The 17,356-nt window shown below is 67.9% G+C and carries 15 protein-coding genes; 10 read left to right on the top strand and 5 right to left on the bottom strand.

The window, feature by feature from the left end; translation table 11 throughout:
• The first annotated feature begins 26 nt into the window (after window positions 1–26).
• Entirely contained in the window at window positions 27–1,451 is a 1,425-nt protein-coding gene (locus tag BGO20_RS19360) for a glutamate synthase subunit beta (RefSeq protein ID WP_291659107.1), read from the top strand.
• Window positions 1,452–1,674: 223 nt separating this feature from the next.
• The gene (locus BGO20_RS19355; protein WP_291659106.1) at window positions 1,675–3,189 is read left to right on the top strand and encodes an ABC-F family ATP-binding cassette domain-containing protein; all 1,515 of its coding nucleotides are present in this window, start codon (window positions 1,675–1,677) and stop codon (window positions 3,187–3,189) included.
• 7 nt (window positions 3,190–3,196) lie between these two features.
• Here BGO20_RS19355 and BGO20_RS19350 read toward each other — a convergent pair whose 3' ends face one another.
• The gene (locus BGO20_RS19350) at window positions 3,197–4,393 is read right to left on the bottom strand and encodes an SGNH/GDSL hydrolase family protein (protein WP_291659105.1); all 1,197 of its coding nucleotides are present in this window, start codon (window positions 4,391–4,393) and stop codon (window positions 3,197–3,199) included.
• Window positions 4,394–4,450: 57 nt separating this feature from the next.
• Window positions 4,451–5,683 carry a lytic murein transglycosylase gene (locus BGO20_RS19345; RefSeq protein WP_291659104.1) on the bottom strand — a complete coding sequence of 411 codons (1,233 nt, stop codon included), beginning with the start codon at window positions 5,681–5,683 and terminating at the stop codon, window positions 4,451–4,453.
• Window positions 5,684–6,021: 338 nt separating this feature from the next.
• Between BGO20_RS19345 and rnk the strand changes: the two genes are divergently transcribed.
• Window positions 6,022–6,432: a nucleoside diphosphate kinase regulator gene (gene rnk / locus BGO20_RS19340; protein ID WP_291659103.1), complete on the top strand. Its 411-nt coding sequence runs from the start codon at window positions 6,022–6,024 to the stop codon at window positions 6,430–6,432.
• Between the two features lie 15 nt (window positions 6,433–6,447).
• Here rnk and galE read toward each other — a convergent pair whose 3' ends face one another.
• Window positions 6,448–7,440, bottom strand: a complete 993-nt coding sequence (gene galE / locus BGO20_RS19335; RefSeq protein ID WP_291659102.1) for a UDP-glucose 4-epimerase GalE — start codon at window positions 7,438–7,440, stop codon at window positions 6,448–6,450.
• Between the two features lie 168 nt (window positions 7,441–7,608).
• Between galE and galU the strand changes: the two genes are divergently transcribed.
• The 6 genes from galU to grxD all read left to right on the top strand — a co-directional run bounded on the left by galU (window position 7,609) and on the right by grxD (window position 12,778).
• Entirely contained in the window at window positions 7,609–8,487 is an 879-nt protein-coding gene (gene galU, locus BGO20_RS19330) for a UTP--glucose-1-phosphate uridylyltransferase GalU (RefSeq protein WP_291659101.1), read from the top strand.
• A gap of 31 nt (window positions 8,488–8,518) precedes the next feature.
• Window positions 8,519–9,406 (top strand): methyltransferase domain-containing protein, encoded by an 888-nt coding sequence (locus BGO20_RS19325; RefSeq protein ID WP_291659100.1) that lies wholly within the window; start codon window positions 8,519–8,521, stop codon window positions 9,404–9,406.
• Window positions 9,403–9,840, top strand: coding sequence for an acyl-CoA thioesterase (locus BGO20_RS19320; protein WP_291659099.1), 438 nt, complete (start codon window positions 9,403–9,405; stop codon window positions 9,838–9,840). Before BGO20_RS19325 ends, BGO20_RS19320 begins: the two co-directional genes overlap by 4 nt.
• Before the next feature lie 95 nt (window positions 9,841–9,935).
• The gene (gene purL, locus BGO20_RS19315; protein WP_291659098.1) at window positions 9,936–12,146 is read left to right on the top strand and encodes a phosphoribosylformylglycinamidine synthase subunit PurL; all 2,211 of its coding nucleotides are present in this window, start codon (window positions 9,936–9,938) and stop codon (window positions 12,144–12,146) included.
• A gap of 12 nt (window positions 12,147–12,158) precedes the next feature.
• On the top strand, window positions 12,159–12,395 hold the full coding sequence (locus BGO20_RS19310; RefSeq protein WP_291659097.1) for a BolA family protein: 237 nt from the start codon (window positions 12,159–12,161) through the stop codon (window positions 12,393–12,395).
• A gap of 47 nt (window positions 12,396–12,442) precedes the next feature.
• On the top strand, window positions 12,443–12,778 hold the full coding sequence (grxD, locus tag BGO20_RS19305) for a Grx4 family monothiol glutaredoxin (RefSeq protein WP_291659096.1): 336 nt from the start codon (window positions 12,443–12,445) through the stop codon (window positions 12,776–12,778).
• 44 nt (window positions 12,779–12,822) lie between these two features.
• Here grxD and BGO20_RS19300 read toward each other — a convergent pair whose 3' ends face one another.
• Together BGO20_RS19300 and BGO20_RS19295 are read right to left on the bottom strand one after the other, a co-directional pair.
• Entirely contained in the window at window positions 12,823–13,071 is a 249-nt protein-coding gene (locus BGO20_RS19300) for a DUF1272 domain-containing protein (RefSeq protein WP_291659095.1), read from the bottom strand.
• A gap of 106 nt (window positions 13,072–13,177) precedes the next feature.
• A complete protein-coding gene (locus BGO20_RS19295) occupies window positions 13,178–14,908 on the bottom strand; it encodes a carbamoyltransferase family protein (RefSeq protein WP_291659094.1) in 1,731 nt (576 codons plus the stop codon).
• A gap of 203 nt (window positions 14,909–15,111) precedes the next feature.
• Here BGO20_RS19295 and BGO20_RS19290 point away from each other — a divergent pair, with 203 nt between their 5' ends.
• Complete coding sequence (locus tag BGO20_RS19290) at window positions 15,112–17,355, top strand: mechanosensitive ion channel domain-containing protein (protein WP_299858617.1); 2,244 nt, start codon at window positions 15,112–15,114, stop codon at window positions 17,353–17,355.
• Window position 17,356 lies beyond the last annotated feature (1 nt).

Raw genomic sequence — 17,356 nt, 5'->3', positions numbered from 1 at the left:
CCCGGGCACACGGCGAGAGAAACGGCATGGGCAAGGTCACGGGCTTCCTCGAATACGACCGGCAGGAGCAGAAGTATCAGCTCGCCGGCGACCGCATCCGGCATTTCCGCGAGTTCACGCTCCCGCTGGAGGAGCGCGACGTCAAGAAGCAGGCGGCGCGCTGCATGGATTGCGGCATTCCGTTCTGCCACGGGCCGACCGGCTGCCCGGTGCACAACCAGATTCCGGACTGGAACGAGCTGGTCTATTCCGGCGGTTGGGAGGCGGCGCTGCGCAACCTCCACTCCACCAACAACTTCCCGGAATTCACCGGCCGCATCTGCCCCGCGCCCTGCGAGGAGGCCTGCACGCTCAACCTCGAAAACATGCCGGTGACGATCAAGACGATCGAGCAGGCGATCGCCGACAAGGGCTGGGAAGAAGGCTGGATCGCGCCGGAGATCCCGGCCAGGCGCACCGGCAAGCGCATCGCCATCGTGGGTTCCGGCCCCGCCGGCATGGCCGCGGCGCAGCAGCTCGCCCGCGTCGGGCACGATGTCCATGTCTATGAGCGCGAGGCCAAGGCTGGCGGCCTGCTGCGCTACGGCATCCCCGACTTCAAGATGGAGAAGAAGCATATCGACCGCCGGGTGAAGCAGATGGAGGCGGAAGGGGTGACCTTCCACTACAGGCAGAACATCGGCGTCACCGTGCCCTTCGCGAAGCTGGTCGCCGAACACGACGCCGTGCTGATGACGGGCGGGGCGGAAGCGCCGCGCGATCCCGGCCTGCCGGACACCAATCTCCTGGGCGTGCATTACGCGATGCCCTACCTCACCCAGCAGAACAAGCGCGTCGGCGGCGAGGACGTCTCGAACGAGGCGCCGATCCTGGCTGCGGGCAAGCATGTCGTCGTGGTCGGCGGCGGCGATACGGCCTCGGACTGCGTCGGCACGGCCTTCCGGCAGGGCGCGCTGTCGGTGACGCAGCTCGACATCCGGCCGATGGCGCCGGAGCTGGAGGACAAGCTGACGGTCTGGCCCTACTGGCCGACCAAGTTCCGCACCTCCTCCTCGCAGGCGGAGGGCGCCGAGCGCGAGTTCCAGGCGGCGACGCTCGGTCTCGAAGGCCGCAACGGCAAGCTCACCGGCGTGAAGTGCGCCCGCGTCGACGAGAAGCGGAAACCCATTCCCGGCACCGAATTCGTACTCCAGGCCGATCTCTGCTTCCTCGCCATCGGCTTCGCCGGCTCGGTGATCGAGGGCATGATCGCGCAGTCGGGCGTCGGTGTGGACAAGCGCGCCAACGTCGTCGCCAACGACCGCGACTACAGGACCAGCGCCGACAAGGTCTTCGTCGCCGGCGACATGCGCCGCGGCCAGTCGCTGGTGGTCTGGGCGATCCGCGAGGGCAGGCAAGCGGCCCATGCGATCGACAAGCAGCTGATGGGCGAGACGATCCTGCCGGTGTGAGGGGGCGGGGACTGTTCAACCACGTCGCCATTGTTATGATCGCTTCCATGGAATCGAACCAGAAGGGGAAGCAGGCGCCGCGCCAACGCTTCCATTGCCGCACCCGCGGACCTGTCTGCGCCCCGCGCTTCACCTCGCGGGGCTGACCGGGAACGCATCGTCGTCTCATCGTCAGCCTTTCTCGGCGCGCTCCTGCGCGCATGCCTGACTTCATGAGATTCCGATGTCCCTGATCACCCTGAAAGATCTCTCGCTCGCCCGTAGCGCGCCGCTCTTCGCCGGCCTCGACCTCGCCATCGCCAAGGGCGATCGCCTCGGCCTCGTCGCCGCCAATGGGCGCGGCAAATCCTCGCTCCTGCGCATCCTGGCCGGCACGGAGGAGGCGAGCGGCGGCACGCTGACCCGCTCGCGCGGCCTCGTCACCGCCTTCGCGCCGCAGGACCCGCCCGAGCGCCTGCTGCCGCTGAGCCTCTATGATGCCGTGCTGGACGCGCTGGATGCCGAAGCGGCGGAGACCGAGAGCTGGCGCGTCGACGTGCTGCTCGACGATCTCATGGTCGAGGAAAGCCTGCGCAATCGCGCCGTGGGCAGCCTCTCCGGCGGCTGGCAGCGCACGATGCTGCTGGCGCGAGCGGCGGTGATCGAGCCGGACCTGCTTTTGCTGGACGAGCCGACGAACCATCTCGATCTCGAACGCATCGGCTTGCTGGAGCGTTTCCTCGCCAATCTGCCGCGCGACTGCGCCGTGGTCGCTGCGAGTCATGACCGCGCCTTCCTCGACGATGTCAGCACGCGCACCCTGTTCCTGCGCCCGGCGGAGAGCGCCGATTTCGCCTTGCCCTATTCGCGCGCCCTGCAGGCGCTGGAGGAGCGGGACGCGGCGCGCGACCGGCAGTTCGAGAACGAGATGCGCAAGGTCAAAGCGCTCCGGCAGCAGGCGGCCAAGCTGAAGAATATCGGCATCAATTCCGGCTCGGACCTGTTGGTGGTCAAGACCAAGCAACTCTCCGAGCGCGCCGACAAGCTGGAGGAGCAGGCGAGGCCCGCGCACAAGGAGCGCGCGGCCGGCACGATCCGGCTCGCCAGCAGTGGCACCCATGCCAAGGCGCTGGTCGCGATCAAGGAAACCGCCGTCAGCACGCCCGATGGGCGCGTATTGTTCCGCACCGGTCCGCTCTGGATCGAGAAGGGCGACCGGATCGCGCTGCTCGGCGCCAATGGCAGCGGCAAGACGCGTTTCGTCGCGCGCTTGCAGGCGGCGCTTGACGGTTCCGACCCGGAAATCCGTGGCGCTTCAACCCTGAAGGCCGGCTATTCCGATCAGTCCCTGTCGCAGCTCGGTGCGTGGCGCACACCCTGGGATGCGGTCAAGCGCTCCAGCGATCTCGGCGACCAGACGGCGCGCACCGTGCTCGCGGGCGCGGGCATCGCGAGCGAGGCGCAGACCGCGCCGGTTGCGCGGCTCTCCGGTGGGCAGCGGGCCCGGCTCGCGATGCTGCTGTTGCGTCTGATCGAGCCGAATTTCTACCTGCTGGACGAGCCGACAAACCATCTCGATATCGAGGGGCAGGACATGCTGGAGAGCGAGTTGATCCGGCAAGAGACCGCCTGCCTGCTGGTCAGCCATGACCGCGCCTTCGTGCGGGCGGTGGCGACGCGGATCTGGGTGATCTCCGGCAGGAAACTGGTCGAGGTCGACGATCCCGATCCGGTCTTCGATCGGCTGATGGCGGGGTGAGGCGGCTTCAGCGCGGCCAGCGATAATCGTCGATCCGGCCGGGGACCGGGTCGGGCGCGATGCCCTGGCCGAAGACACGCTCGAGCTGGTCGGCTGCGTCTCCATGTCCACGCGCTTCGGCGATCGAGGCGAGCAGCGGCTGTTCCGACGGCGTCGCCAGCCCGGTGAGCGGCTGGATGGGGCCTGCCAGCGGGCGGGCCTGCAGGGCCGGAGGCAGGCCGATCACCGGAAGGCCGGCAGCCATCTGGTCGATCAGCCGCTCGACGCCGCCGGGTTGCAGCTCCGGTGCGGTCGGGGCGCCGGTCTCCGGCGCGACCGGCAGGGCGATGACGCTCGCCTGCGGCGCCGCCTCGATGATGCGGCGGATGACGAGGTCGACGAAATGGGCGGCCTTGCGGGCACCGGCCTTGGTGAAATGGATGCCGTCGCCCAGGCGCAGCCGCGTCGGCTGGCCGGAGACGTCCGGTCCGGTCGCCGCGTAACGGTTCTCGCCGTCGACGAAGCCGCCCCAGAGATCGACATAGTGTCCGCCGGCCTTCTCGATGCGTTCGCGGAAGAGCTCGTTGAGCGTGACGAGGTCCGCCGACAGGCGCGTGTTCTGCATCGGCGGGGCGCCGACCCAGACCAGCGGGATGCGCTTCGCGGCGAAGGCTGCGGCGATGGCGTCGACACGGTCACGATAGAGCTCGAGCCAGCGCGGGCTCAGCGGCTCCTGGACGACCTCGCCGTCGCGGATCGGCTGGCGGTCGTTGAGGCCGATCATCATCACGGCGACGGTGATCTTCTGGTCGCCTGCGAGCAGCTCCGCGACCGCCTTGGACCAGTCGTAGAAGTCGCTGCGGACGAGGCCGGAATCCGGCTTCGCCCGGTGGACGACCTCGACGTCCGGGCGATTGTTGAGCGCATCGTCCAGGCCGTCTGCGAGCAGGTTCGCGAGGGAATCGCCCATCACCACGACATGATAGGCCACGTCCACCTTGGGGATCACCGGATCGTCGCGGACGACGACCGGCGCGGCCCTGCGGCGCGAAGCGGGAGCGATCCGCTGGCGCTGCTGCGGCTGCGCCGTCGGCTTGGCGGGAAGCTGCCAGAAGAGCTGGAACAGGCTGCGCTGCTGCGGCTGCTGGGCGAGCGAGACCGGTCCGCCCGTCAGCAGGAGCAGGCCGGCGGCGCAGAGAACCACGATGAGCGAGCGCAGGCGCATCAGCCATCCCATGCAGCGGCCGCGACGTAGCCACTATAGGCCGGGAGCGGCCGCAAGTCAGCGGCCGGCGCGCATCCGGGCGAGGAGGGCCGGGGTCGGGTAGCCGTCGGCGATCTCGCCGACGCTGATCTGATAGCGGCGCACCGCCTCGCGCGTGCCGGTTCCGACCCGGCCGTCGGCATCGTGATCATACAGTCCCAGCGCCTTCAGCCGGCGCTGCAGATCCTTGGTCCCGGCCATGTCGAGGCGGGCGGCCTTGACCGGCCAGTCCGCCTGGATCGCCGGGCGCCCCATGATGCGGTCGGCGAGATGGCCCACCGCCAGCGCATAGGCATCGGACGAGTTGTAAGATTTGATGACGTCGAAATTCGCGGTCAGCAGCATGACCGGGCCGGTGTGACCGGCAGGATAGAACAGCCGGCCCTCGCCGGAGGAGGGCAGGGGACGGCCATCGGTCCGGCGCAGGCCAGCGGCGCGGAAGGCCGCGAAGCTCGCCTTGTCGAGGCGGTGGTCGAAGCCATCAGGCAGCGTCACCTCCATCCCCCAGGGCAGCCCCGGCACCCAGCCATGGCTCCTCAGGTAGTTGGCCGTCGAGGCGATGGCGTCGCTGGACGAGTTCCAGATGTCGGCATGGCCGTTGCCGGTCCAGTCGACGGCGTATTTCAGATAGCTGGACGGCATGAACTGGGTATGGCCCATGGCGCCGGCCCAGGAGCCGCGCAATTCGCTGCGCTCGACGTAACCCTTCTCGATCAGCTCCAGCGCCGTCAGCAGCTCGTCGCGGAAGAAGTCGCCGCGGTAGCGGATCGCGGCGAGCGTCGCCAGCGAGCGGATGACGTCCTTGCCGCCCTTGAACGAGCCGAAATTGGTCTCCATGCCCCAGACGCCGAGGACGACCTCCCTGGGCACGCCGTAGCGGGCCTCGACCTGTGCCAATACGGCGGCGTTCTCGGCCGCCACGGCCTGGCCGCGCTGGATGCGCTGGCCGCCGACAGCATTGGCGAGATAGGACCAGATCGGGGCGCTGAACTCCGACTGCTTCCTGGTGAGTGCGACGATCGAGGCGTCGGGCGTCACGCCGCGGAAGGCGAGGTCGAAGGTCGCGCGCGAGATGCCGCGCGCCTGCGCCTGCGGCCAGAGACGCTGGAGGAAGATGTCGAAGCCGGCGCTGACGGGCGTCGCCACGGGCGGGCGGGCATGAGCCCGCGACACGTTGATAGAGCCCGTGGTCTGCGCCAACGCCGGCGCCAGGCTGAGCAAGGCCGAAGCAGCGATGACGGACAGGCGCATGGGGGCTCCCGGCAAGCTATGGATGAAACCACCTCCAGAGCGCCCGAACAAGATTAACCAAGGGTTAAACCAGCCGGATTCAGGCGCAGATGCAGGCAATTTGACAAGCCGTAGCGGTTGGCGGATTCTCGCCGCGATGCACAGCGCCTTTCCCTTCCGCCGCGGCCTGCACCGCTCGGGCAACCTCATCGCGGGCTTCTAGCCCCGGGCCTGTCGCGCTTGGCGCCTCCGGTTCGGGGGCGCCTCGTCACCAGCTGTCAACCTGCGAGTTCGCCTTCCTGATGCCGTGCGGCCCTGTTCCGCCGGCCTGCGCTCGCCATTTCGATGAAAGATGTCACATGTCCACCAGGCGTCCCGCCATCACCGTCACGGCCGCGGACCATGCCATGCTCAGCCGCATCGCGGCCGGCGCGGCCCATACCATGCCCGAGCTCGCCGCCGAACTGACCCATGAGCTCGACCGTGCCCGCATCCTGCCGGAGGGGCGGGTCTCGCACGATCATGTCCGCATCGGGAGCCAGATCGTCTATCGCGACGAGAGCACCGGGCGCGAGACCATCGTCACGCTGGTCTGGCCTGAGCACGCGGACATCGAGAAGAACCGCATCTCGGTGATGACGCCGATCGGCGTGGCGCTGATCGGCATGGCGCCGGAGCGATCCATCGACTGGACGACGCGCTCCGGGGACGTGAAGCGCCTGACCGTGCTCGCGGTGCGCGAACCGGCCGAGGAGCCGGCGGCACACTGACAAGCGCGGCGAAGCTCAGGCCGAGGCGTTCTTGATCCTGAGCTTTTCCTCCCAGGCGAGGGCCTGGCCGACGATCTCCTCGAGATCGTCGTGCTCCGGCCGCCAGCCGAGCTCGGCGCGGATGCGGTCGGCACGGGCGATCAGCGAGGCCGGGTCGCCCGGCCGGCGCTGCGCCAGAGTCACCGGGAAGTCGACGCCTGAGACTTTCTTCACGACTTCGACGACCTCCTTGACCGAATAACCGCGACCATAGCCGCAGTTCAGTGTCAGGCTCTCGCCGCCGCGCCGCAGATGGTCGAGCGCCGCCAGATGCGCGCGGGCGAGGTCGGTGACATGGATGTAGTCGCGCACGCAGGTGCCGTCCGGCGTCGCGTAGTCGGTGCCGAAGACGGTGAGGCCGTCGCGCTGGCCCAGCGCCGCCTGGCTTGCGACCTTGATGAGATGGGTGACGTTCGGCGAGGACTGGCCGGAACGGCCCTTCGGATCGGCACCGGCGACGTTGAAATAGCGCAGGGCGACATAGGAGAAGCCGTGCGCCTTCGCGGCGTCCTGCAGCATCCACTCGCTCATCAGCTTGGAGCGGCCGTAGGGGTTGATCGGGTTGAGCGCGATCTCCTCCGGCACGGGCGAGACCGGCGGCTCGCCGTAGACGGCGGCCGTCGAGGAGAAGATGACGTGCTTCACGCCCTTGCGCGCAGCGCTTTCGATCAGGGCGCGGGTCTTCACGGTATTGTTGAAATAATAGCCCAGAGGATCGGACACGGATTCCGGAACCACGATCCTGGCGGCGAAATGCGCGATCTCGGTCACCCCGTATTCGGCGATCAGCCCTTCCACAAGGTCCTGGTTGCCGATGTCGCCCTGCAGGAAGATCGCCTCCGGCGGGACCGCCCACCAGAAACCCGTCGAGAGATCGTCGAGGACGACGACCTTCTCGCCGCGGTCGAGCAATTCCAGCACCATGTGGCTGCCGATGTAGCCGGCACCGCCGGAGACCAATACCGCCATCGTCTCTCTCGCCTCATCTTCGTCAGGAACCCGGCCTATCCAAAAACCGTTGACGGGTTCTCAAGGCCTGTCAGCTAATACAATCCTGATGGCCCGCAACCGTGACAGTTGTGCGGCCCACCCCATCACAGCCTCGCTTCGGCAAAGGCAACGCGCCAAGGACCCTTCATGACGAAACGCATCCGCAAGGCCGTTCTTCCCGTCGCCGGTCTCGGCACCCGCTTCCTGCCCGCAACCAAGGCGGTCCCGAAGGAGATGCTCACCATCGTCGATCGTCCGGTCGTGCAGCATGTCGTGGATGAGGCGCGCGCTGCGGGGATCGAGCATTTCATCTTCGTCACCGGGCGCAACAAGGCGGTGATCGAGGACCATTTCGACATGGCCTACGAGCTCGACGACACGCTGGCCAAGCGCAACAAGACGAAGGAACTCGAGGCGCTCAAGGAGGATCTGCCGGCCGCCGGAGCGACCAGCTTCACCCGCCAGCAGGCGCCGCTCGGGCTCGGCCACGCGGTCTGGTGCGCCCGCGAGATCGTCGGCGACGAGCCCTTCGCGCTGCTGCTGCCGGACATGCTGCACTACAGCCACGGCAAGGGCTGCCTCGCCGAGATGATCGAGGCCTATGACAGGCATGGCGGCAACCACATCGCCGTGGCGCCGGTGCCGGACGACCAGACCCATCAATACGGCATCGTCGCCGTCGAGGACGCCAAGGCCAAGATCTCGAAGATCACCGGCATGGTCGAGAAGCCGCCGCGGGGCACGGCGCCGTCCAATCTGCATGTCAGCGGCCGCTACATCCTGCAGCCGACGATCTTCAACCTGCTCGCCAATCAGGAGAAGGGCGCGGGCGGAGAAATCCAGCTGACCGATTCCATGATCGCCCTGTCGCGCCAGGAGCCCTTCTACGCGGTGCGCTTCGACGGCGACATCTATGACGCCGGCTCGAAGATCGGCTTCCTCGCGGCGAACGTCGCCTATGCGCTCGACCGCAGCGATCTCGGCCCGCAGCTGCGCGCCGAGATCGAGAAGCTGCTCGATCGCTGAGCGGGCAGGCTCGGCAGGGGGGACAGACGGGTTGAGTGACGACCGCCTCGTCTTCGACCGCGCGCTCGGCCGTTCGCGGCTGAGGCGCGCGCTCGCCGGCAACTATCCGGATTTCCTGATCCAGCGCGCGGCAGGCGACCTGCAGGAGCGCCTTGGCGCGGTGCTGCGGGAATTCCCGATCGCAGCCGATCTCGGCACGCCGCTGCCGGTCGTGGCGCCCGTGCTCGCCGGCAAGGCGGGCAGGGTGCTGCGCATGGCGGAAGCGGAAGGCGGTGACGGCGGGATCGTCGGCGATCTCGAAGGCCTGCCTTTCGCGCCCGGTTCGCTCGATCTCGCCGTCTCGCTGCTGGCGCTGCAGGGCGTCAACGACCTGCCCGGCGCGCTCATCCAGATCAAGCGGGCGCTCAAGCCGGACGGGCTGTTCATGGCCTGCCTGCTCGGTGGGCGCAGCCTGCAGGAGCTCCGGCAGGCGCTGCTGGAGGCCGAGAGCGAGACGACCGGCGGCGTCAGCCCGCGCGTCGCGCCCTTCGCCGATCTGCGCGATCTCGGCGGGCTGCTGCAGCGAGCCGGCTTCGCGCTGCCCGTGATCGACAGCGAAACCGTCACGGTGCGCTATCGCGACGCTTTCGGGCTCATGCGCGATCTCCGGGCGATGGGCTGGGCGAACAGCCTGACTGCCCGTCGCAAGGCACCGCTTCGGCGCGAAACGTTGCTGCGGGCGGTTGCGCTCTATGCCGAGCGCTTCGCCGATCCCGACGGGCGCGTGCCGGCGACGTTCGAATTCGTCTGGCTGTCCGGATGGTCGCCGCATGAAAGCCAGCAGAAACCGCTCCGGCCCGGTTCGGCCAAGGCTCGGCTGGCCGATGCGCTCGGCGTGCCGGAGATCAAGGCGGGCGAGAAGCCGGGAGGCGAGGGATGAGCGAGCGCCAACCGCGCCTGGCCCGCGCCGATTTCCGCATCTTCCGCGCGATCCCGACACGCTGGCACGACAACGACGTCTTCGGGCACGTCAACAATGTCGTCTATTACGGCTGGTTCGACACGGCGGTGAATGCCTGGCTGGTCGAGGGCGGCTTCCTCGATCCGGCGACGAGCGGGATCGTCGGCCTCGTGGTCGAGACAGGCTGCACCTATTTCGAGAGCATCGCCTTTCCCGAGGTCGTCGAGGTCGGGATCGCGGTCGAGCGGCTGGGGAACAGCTCCGTCACCTATCGCATCGGCGTCTTCCGGGAGGGGGCCGCGCAGGCGGCGGCGCAGGGGCGCTTCACCCATGTCTACGTGCAGCGGGCAGGTCAGAAGCCCGTGCCCATTCCGGCATCGCTCAGGGCGGCTCTGGCTGCGATCGAGAGCTGAAAACGACGCCGCGGCTGCGAATGCGTTGTACTGCGGCGTGAGGCAGGCTATGCCCCTGCCAACCCCCTCGCCGGACCGCCAGGAACCCTGAGCCCGTGATTCCGAACGACATCAAGATCACCCCGCAGCTCGTCGCCGAGCACGGCCTGAAGCCGGACGAGTACCAGCGCTTCCTGCATCTGATCGGCCGCGAGCCGACGATCACCGAGCTCGGCATCGTCTCGGCGATGTGGAACGAGCACTGCTCCTACAAGTCGTCGAAGATCCATCTCAAGACGCTGCCGACCAAGGCGCCCTGGGTGATCCAGGGGCCGGGCGAGAATGCCGGCGTCATCGACATCGGCGACGGCACCGCCATCGTCTTCAAGATGGAGAGCCACAACCACCCGTCCTTCATCGAGCCCTATCAGGGCGCGACGACCGGCGTCGGCGGCATCCTGCGCGACGTCTTCACCATGGGCGCGCGCCCGATCGCGGTGCTCGACGCGCTGCGCTTCGGCTCGCCGGACCATCCCAAGACCCGCCATCTCGTCTCCGGCGTCGTCGCTGGCATCGGCGGCTACGGCAATTCCTTCGGCGTGCCGAATGTCGGCGGCGCCACCGGCTTCCATTCGCGCTATGACGGCAACATCCTGGTCAACGCCATGGCGGTCGGCATCGCCAAGGCCGACGAGATCTTCTACGCCAAGGCTTCCGGCGTCGGGAAGGCGATCGTCTATCTCGGCTCCAAGACCGGCCGCGACGGCATCCATGGCGCGACCATGGCCTCGGCCGAATTCGACGACAAGTCGGAGGAGAAGCGCCCGACCGTGCAGGTCGGCGACCCCTTCGCCGAGAAGCTCCTGCTCGAAGCCTGCCTCGAGATCATGGCCGCCGGCCATGTCGACGCGATCCAGGACATGGGCGCGGCCGGCCTGACCTGCTCGGCCGTCGAGATGGGCGCCAAGGGCGATCTCGGCGTCGAGCTCGACCTCGACAAGGTGCCCTGCCGCGAGGAGGGCATGAGCGCCTATGAGATGATGCTGTCGGAGAGCCAGGAGCGCATGCTCATGGTGATCAAGCCGGGCCATGAGGAGGCTGCCGAGGCGATCTTCCAGAAATGGGGGCTCGACTTCGCGGTGGTCGGGCACACCACCGATACGCTGCGCTTCGTCGTGAAGCACCAGGGCGAGGTCATGGCCGACCTGCCGATCAAGGAGCTCGGCGACGAGGCTCCCGAATACGACCGGCCCTGGATCGAGACGCCGCCGCAGCAGCGCATCGCGCCCGAGAGCGTGGCTGCTCCTCACGGCAATGCCGAGGCGCTGAAGAAGCTGATCGGCTCGCCGGATCTGTCGTCGAAGCGCTGGATCTGGGAGCAGTACGACACGCTGATCCTCGGCAATTCCGCGGTGCGGCCCGGCGGCGATGCGGGCGTGATCCGCATCGAGGACGGGCCGCGGGGCCTGGCCATGACCGCCGACGTGACGCCGCGCTATTGCGAGGCCGATCCGTTCGAGGGCGGCAAGCAGGCGGTGGCCGAAGCCTGGCGCAACCTGACCGCGACCGGCGCCACGCCGCTCGCGATCACCGACAACCTGAACTTCGGCAATCCCGAGAAGCCGGAAGTCATGGGCCAGCTCGTCGGCTGCATCAAGGGCATCGGCGAGGCCTGCAAGGCGCTCGACTTCCCGGTCGTCTCCGGCAACGTCTCGCTCTACAACGAGACCAACGGCGTCTCGATCCTGCCGACCCCGACCATCGGCGGCGTCGGCGTCATGGCCGATGTGGCCAAGCACGCCACCATCGCCTTCAAGGCCGAGGGCGAGGCGATCGTCCTGATCGGCGAAACCGCCGGCTGGCTCGGTCAGAGCGCCTATCTCGCGACCATCTGCGGCCGCGAGGAGGGCGCCCCTCCGCCGGTCGATCTCGCGATCGAGCGCCGCAACGGCGATTTCGTGCGCAGGCTGATCGCGTCGGGCAAGGTCACGACATGCCATGACCTGTCGGATGGCGGCCTTGCTGTCGCGCTCGCCGAAATGGCGATGGCCAAGGGCATCGGTGCCACCATCGAGACGCTGCCGGCCGGCCCCGCCCATGCCGCGCTCTTCGGCGAGGATCAGGCGCGCTATGTCCTGACGGTCCCGGCGGCCGAGGCCGATACCGTGATCGCGGCGGCGAAGGCTGCCGGTGTGCCGGCGCTTGCCATCGGCAAGACGGGCGGCGCTTCGCTTGTACTGCCGGGTGAGCCGGCGCTTGCGATCGCCGATCTGCGCAAGATCCATGAAGACTGGCTGCCGTCCTACATGGCCGGCAAGGCGGCCTGAGGAGTTCGACCCATGGCGATGGATGCCCACGAGATCGAGCGAATGATCAAGGCGGCACTGCCGGATGCGGCCGTCGAGATCAAGGATCTGGCCGGCGATGGCGACCACTATGCCGCGACCGTCGTCTCGGCCGCCTTCAAGGGCAAGACCCGGGTGCAGCAGCACCAGATGGTCTATGCCGCGCTGCAGGGGAATATGGGCGGCGTACTGCACGCCCTTGCGCTGACGACCGCCGTTCCCCAAGATTAGAATGAAACCATCCGGCGGGCCTTGAACCCGCTTCAGGAGACGAGACGATGTCCGACGTCAATGCCCGCATCGATGCGGAAGTGAAGAACAACGACGTGGTGCTCTTCATGAAGGGCACGCCGCAATTCCCGATGTGCGGCTTCTCCGGTCAGGTCGCCCAGATCCTCGGCTATATCGGCGTGCCCTACAAGGGCGTGAACGTGCTCGAGGACCAGGAAATCCGCGAGGGCATCAAGGCCTATTCCAACTGGCCGACGATCCCGCAGCTCTACGTCAAGGGCGAGTTCGTCGGCGGCTGCGACATCACCCGCGAGATGTTCCAGGCCGGCGAATTGCAGGCGCTCTTCGAGGAGAAGGGCATCGCGGTGAAGCAGGCGAGCTAAGGCTCGCCGGTCTCACGATCGGCTTTCTGATCTGACAGCTTTCCTCAAGCCGCCGCGCATTGCGGGTGCGGCTTGCGGACGCGCTCGGTCGAGGCCGGGTATTTCTCCAGCATCCGCTCCGGCCTGATCGGCCGGCGCGCCAGGTCGCCGCCGCAATTCGGGCAGGTGCCGGCGAAGCGCGTCTCCGCGCAATCGACGCAAAACGTGCATTCGAAAGTGCAGATCAGAGCGTCGCGCGATTGCGGCGGCAGGTCGCGGTCGCAGCATTCGCAGTTCGGGCGCAGTTGCAGCATGGCTCGTCTCCCTTCCAATGGGCCGGAAGAATGACCGCAAACCGGACCGAAACCAGCGATTTCGCGTGATCCGACCGATCAATCCGGCGGATCGGTCGGTTGCGGGCTACTTCACCAGCAGCCAGTCGTCGATCACCAGCGCGTCGAGCCCGCTGGTATAGAACATCAGGATCGCGTCCTCCGCCGTGTGCAGGATCGGCTTGCCCATGATGTTGAAGGAGGTGTTGAGGATCACCGGCACGCCCGTCAGCTCATGGAAGGCCGAGATCAGCGCATGGTAGCGGGGATTGCGCTCGGCCGTGACGCTCTGGAGGCGCCCGGTCGCGTCCTCATGGACCACGGCCGGAACGCGGTTCCGCACCGCTTCCTTCCAGGTGAGCGTGCGTTCCATATAAGGCGCGTCCTGATAGTTCTCGAACCAGTCGGCGGCATGCTCGGCCAGGATCGAGGGCGCGAAGGGCCGGAAGGCCTCGCGGTATTTCACCTTGGCGTTGAGGATGTCCTTGGCGTCGGCCGGGCGCGGATCGGCGATGATCGAGCGGTTGCCGAGCGCACGCGGCCCGAATTCGGCGCGGCCCTGCACCCAGCCGATCAATTTGCCTTCCGTGAGAAGCTTGGCGGTGACGGGCGCGACCTCGTCGGGAGCGAGCTTGCGCAGACGCTTTTCCCAGAGCTGCATGCGCTCGAAAGGCTCGGTCGAGACGGTCGAGCCGAGATAGGGCGTGAGCGGCCCTTTCGGCGCACGCCAGTCCGGATTGGCTTCGGCGTGGGCGAGCCAGGCGGCGCCGATCGCGTTGCCGTCATCGGCCGGCGCCGAGGGCACGAACACGGTCTTGAAGCCGTGGCGGCCGGCGATCTTGCCATTGAAGGAGGAATTCAGCGCGCAGCCGCCGGCCATGACGAGGTTCTCGCTCGGGACGAGGGCGGCGGCCTCGCCGAGCAGCGCTTCCATCATCTCGGCGAAGACGTCCTGCCCGCAGCGGGCGAGATCGGCCCAGCCCTGGTCGAGGGCGTCAGTCGGGCGCTTCGTCAGGATTTCGGCGGCGACGGCCTGCACCACGTCGGCCTTGGCGAAGGAGAGCTTGTGGCCATCGATCTGATAGAGCCTGCGCAAGAGCGCCATCAGTTCGGGATCGGTCTTGCCGTAGGGGGCGAGCCCCATGATCTTCCATTCCTCGCCCTTGGCCTGGTCGAAGCCGGCGAGATCGGTGACGAGCCCGAAATAGAAGCCGATCGATTCGCGGCCGCGATGGCGCTTCACTTCGCGGAGCTTGCCGTTCTCCAGCGCGAAGATGGCGGAGGCCCCTGTCTCGCCCATGCCGTCGACGACAAGGCAGGCGGCGTTGTCGAAGGGCGAGGACCAGCAGGCATAGGCCGCGTGGCTGAGATGGTGGCCGTAGCGCTTCAGGCCGGTGACATTGGCCTTGCCATAGGCGCGGTCGAGCCCGAGCAGAACGCCCATGCCGGCGCGCTGCTGGCCGAGATGGAGCGAGGCGATCAGCGCGCGCTCGGTCCGTTCCGGCACCAGCGAGCGGTTGAGCTCGGGCGAGAGCTTGAGCAGGGCATCCAGCGTGAAGGAGCCGGCGCGGGCCATCTGGTCGAGGAAGCCGGTGAAATCCTCGCCCCAGCTCGTGGCGATCGTGACCTCGGCGTCTTTCGGGATGTAGCGCTTCAGCAGTCCTTCCATGCGCGGCGCCGAATCCGGCTCGCAGTTCGGCGCGCGCTTGTATTGCAGGTAGCGCTCGGTCGCCTCGGCGAAGAGCACTGCGCCATCGGGCCCGATGATCGCGAGGGCGGGATCGTGGAAGGTGGTGGCGAGACCGATCGTATAGCGCATGGGCAACGCAATAGCCCGCTTCGGCGCCGGGCGCCAACCGTCTCGCTGCCGCATTGACTGTCGATTCGACGGAGAGGCGTTGTCCAGTATTCGCCAGACGATGCTCATGCTGCCTGCTGTGCGTAAGGCTACGCAGGTTTGACCTTGATGACCCTGTGACTAGTATGAAGGAGATTTTTCTCTCGAAAGCATTGAAGATGGTCATGAGATTGTGGATGTTGGTCGCGGCCTTTCTGATCGCAGCCGGAAATCTTGTTTCGGCTCAGGAAAATCCTCCGCCTCCAGCCGCCGCAACTGCTGCTCCCGCGCAGGCGGGCGCGGCGTCGATCGACGATCTCGTCCGCATCCTGGAAGACGACAAGCTGCGCGCCGATCTGCTGCAGCGGCTGAAGCAGCGGCAGGCCGGCCCGCAGGGCGCAGCTCCCGCGGCCGCGCCTGCCGAGACCGAGCCCGGTCTGGCGCGCAGCGTGGCCGAGTACACCAAGGCGATCGCCGAGCAGAGCGCCGCGGCGCTGTCGGCGACGGTGCAGACCTTCCGCCAGCTTGGCAGCGTCGTCTCCGGGCGGTCACAGGTGGACCTGCTGCGGCTGCGCGATATCGGGCTGGCGCTGGGTTTCGTCGCGGTGGCGCTGTTCGGCAGCTTCCTGATCGCTCGCCTGCTCGCGGAGCGCCTGCAGGCGGCGCTCGCCCGTCGCATCGCCGGCCTGTCCTGGCCGGCACGGACGGCCGGGCTCGTGGTTGCGGTGGCGGTCGATCTTGCCGGCGTGGCGCTGGCCTGGGGCGCGGGCTATCTGCTCGTCCTCAACCTGGTCGGGACGGCCGGGCGCATCACCCTCGAGCAGAGCTTGCTGCTCAACGCCTTCCTCGCGGTCGAGATCGTCAAGGTCGCGATGCGGGCCGCGCTGGAGCCGCGGCATCCGGCGCTGAGACTGCTCCCGCTCGACGACACGACCGCCGCCTACTGGTATTTCTGGCTGGCGCGGCTGGTCTCGCTGCTGGGCTACACCTTCCTCTTCGTTGCGCCGGTGCTCGCGCTCTACCTGCCGGCGGCGCCGGTCCAGGCGCTCAAGATCCTCGTCGTGCTGACCGCGCTGGTGATCGCGATCCTCATCATCCTGCAGAACCGCCTGCAGGTCAGGCGCCGCCTCTTCGCGGCCCGGGAGGCCGGGCGGCATGACCTGCTGGCGCAGGCCAGCCATGTCGCCGGTCAGTTCTGGCATGTCGTCGCCATTCTCTACCTGGTCGGCGTCTTCGTCGTCTGGCTGGTCAATCCGCTGCACGCCCTGCCGTTCGTCCTCGGCGCCACCGCCCAGTCGGCCGTCATCGCCCTGCTCGGCGGGCTGGTGCTCGCCTTCGTCTCCCGGCTGGTGAACGTCAGCGTGCGCCTGCCCGAGGATGTGCGGCTGCGCCTGCCCCTGCTGGAACCGCGCCTGCAGGCCTTCGCGCCGCGCGTGATGCAGATCGTGCGCCTGCTGGTCGTTGCGGCGGTGCTGCTGCTGATCGCACAGGCCTGGCACGCCCTCGACATCTTCGCCTGGCTGTCGAGCGCATCGGGACAGCGGCTCGCAGGCGCATTCGTCTCGGCCGCGCTGATCGTGCTGATCGGGCTGGCGGTCTATGTCGCGATGCTGTCCTGGGTCGAATACCGCCTCAACCCGGATTTCGGCACGGTGCCGACCGCGCGGGAGAAGACGCTGCTCGCGCTCTTCCGCAATGCCTTCACCGTGGCGCTGGCGGTGCTGGTGCTGATGCTGGCGCTGGCGCAGCTCGGGCTGAACATCGCGCCGCTGCTCGCCGGCGCCGGCGTGCTGGGCCTGGCCATCGGCTTCGGCGCGCAGAAGCTGGTGCAGGACATCATCACCGGCGTCTTCATCCAGTTCGAGAACGTGATGAACGAGGGCGACGTGGTGCAGGTCGGCGGCAAGTCCGGCGTGGTCGAGCGGCTGACGATCCGTTCGGTTTCGATCCGCTCGCTGGACGGCACGGTGCACCTCATCCCGTTCTCCTCGGTCGACCATGTCTCGAACATGATGCGCGGCTTCGCCTTCCACGTCGCCGAGATCGGCGTCGCCTATCGCGAGAGCATCCCGGAGGTGAAGGAGGCGATGGAGGAAGCCTTCGGGCGGCTCCGGGAGACCGAGCATGGCGAGAGCATCATCGGGCCCCTCGACATGCAGGGCGTCACCGCCTTCGGCGATTCCGCGATCACGGTGCGGGCGCGCATCAAGACGCTGCCAGGCGCGCAGTGGAGCGCCGGCCGGGCCTATAACGAGCTCATCAAGGAGATCTTCGACCGGCGCGGCATCGAGATCCCGTTTCCGCACGTCACGCTCTACATGGGCGAGGACAAGCAGGGGAAGGCGCCGCCGCTGCATGTCGCAGGACGGCTCGACAGCGCGGCCGGGCCTGCCGTGCCGGCCGCGGCGAAAGCCGGCTCGCCGGAGTGAT

Source organism: Allobosea sp. 67-29 (genome assembly GCF_001898115.1).
GTDB lineage: Bacteria > Pseudomonadota > Alphaproteobacteria > Rhizobiales > Beijerinckiaceae > Allobosea.
The sequence above is the reverse complement of the archived record's forward strand: the minus strand, read 5'-3'. Positions and strand labels throughout refer to the sequence as shown.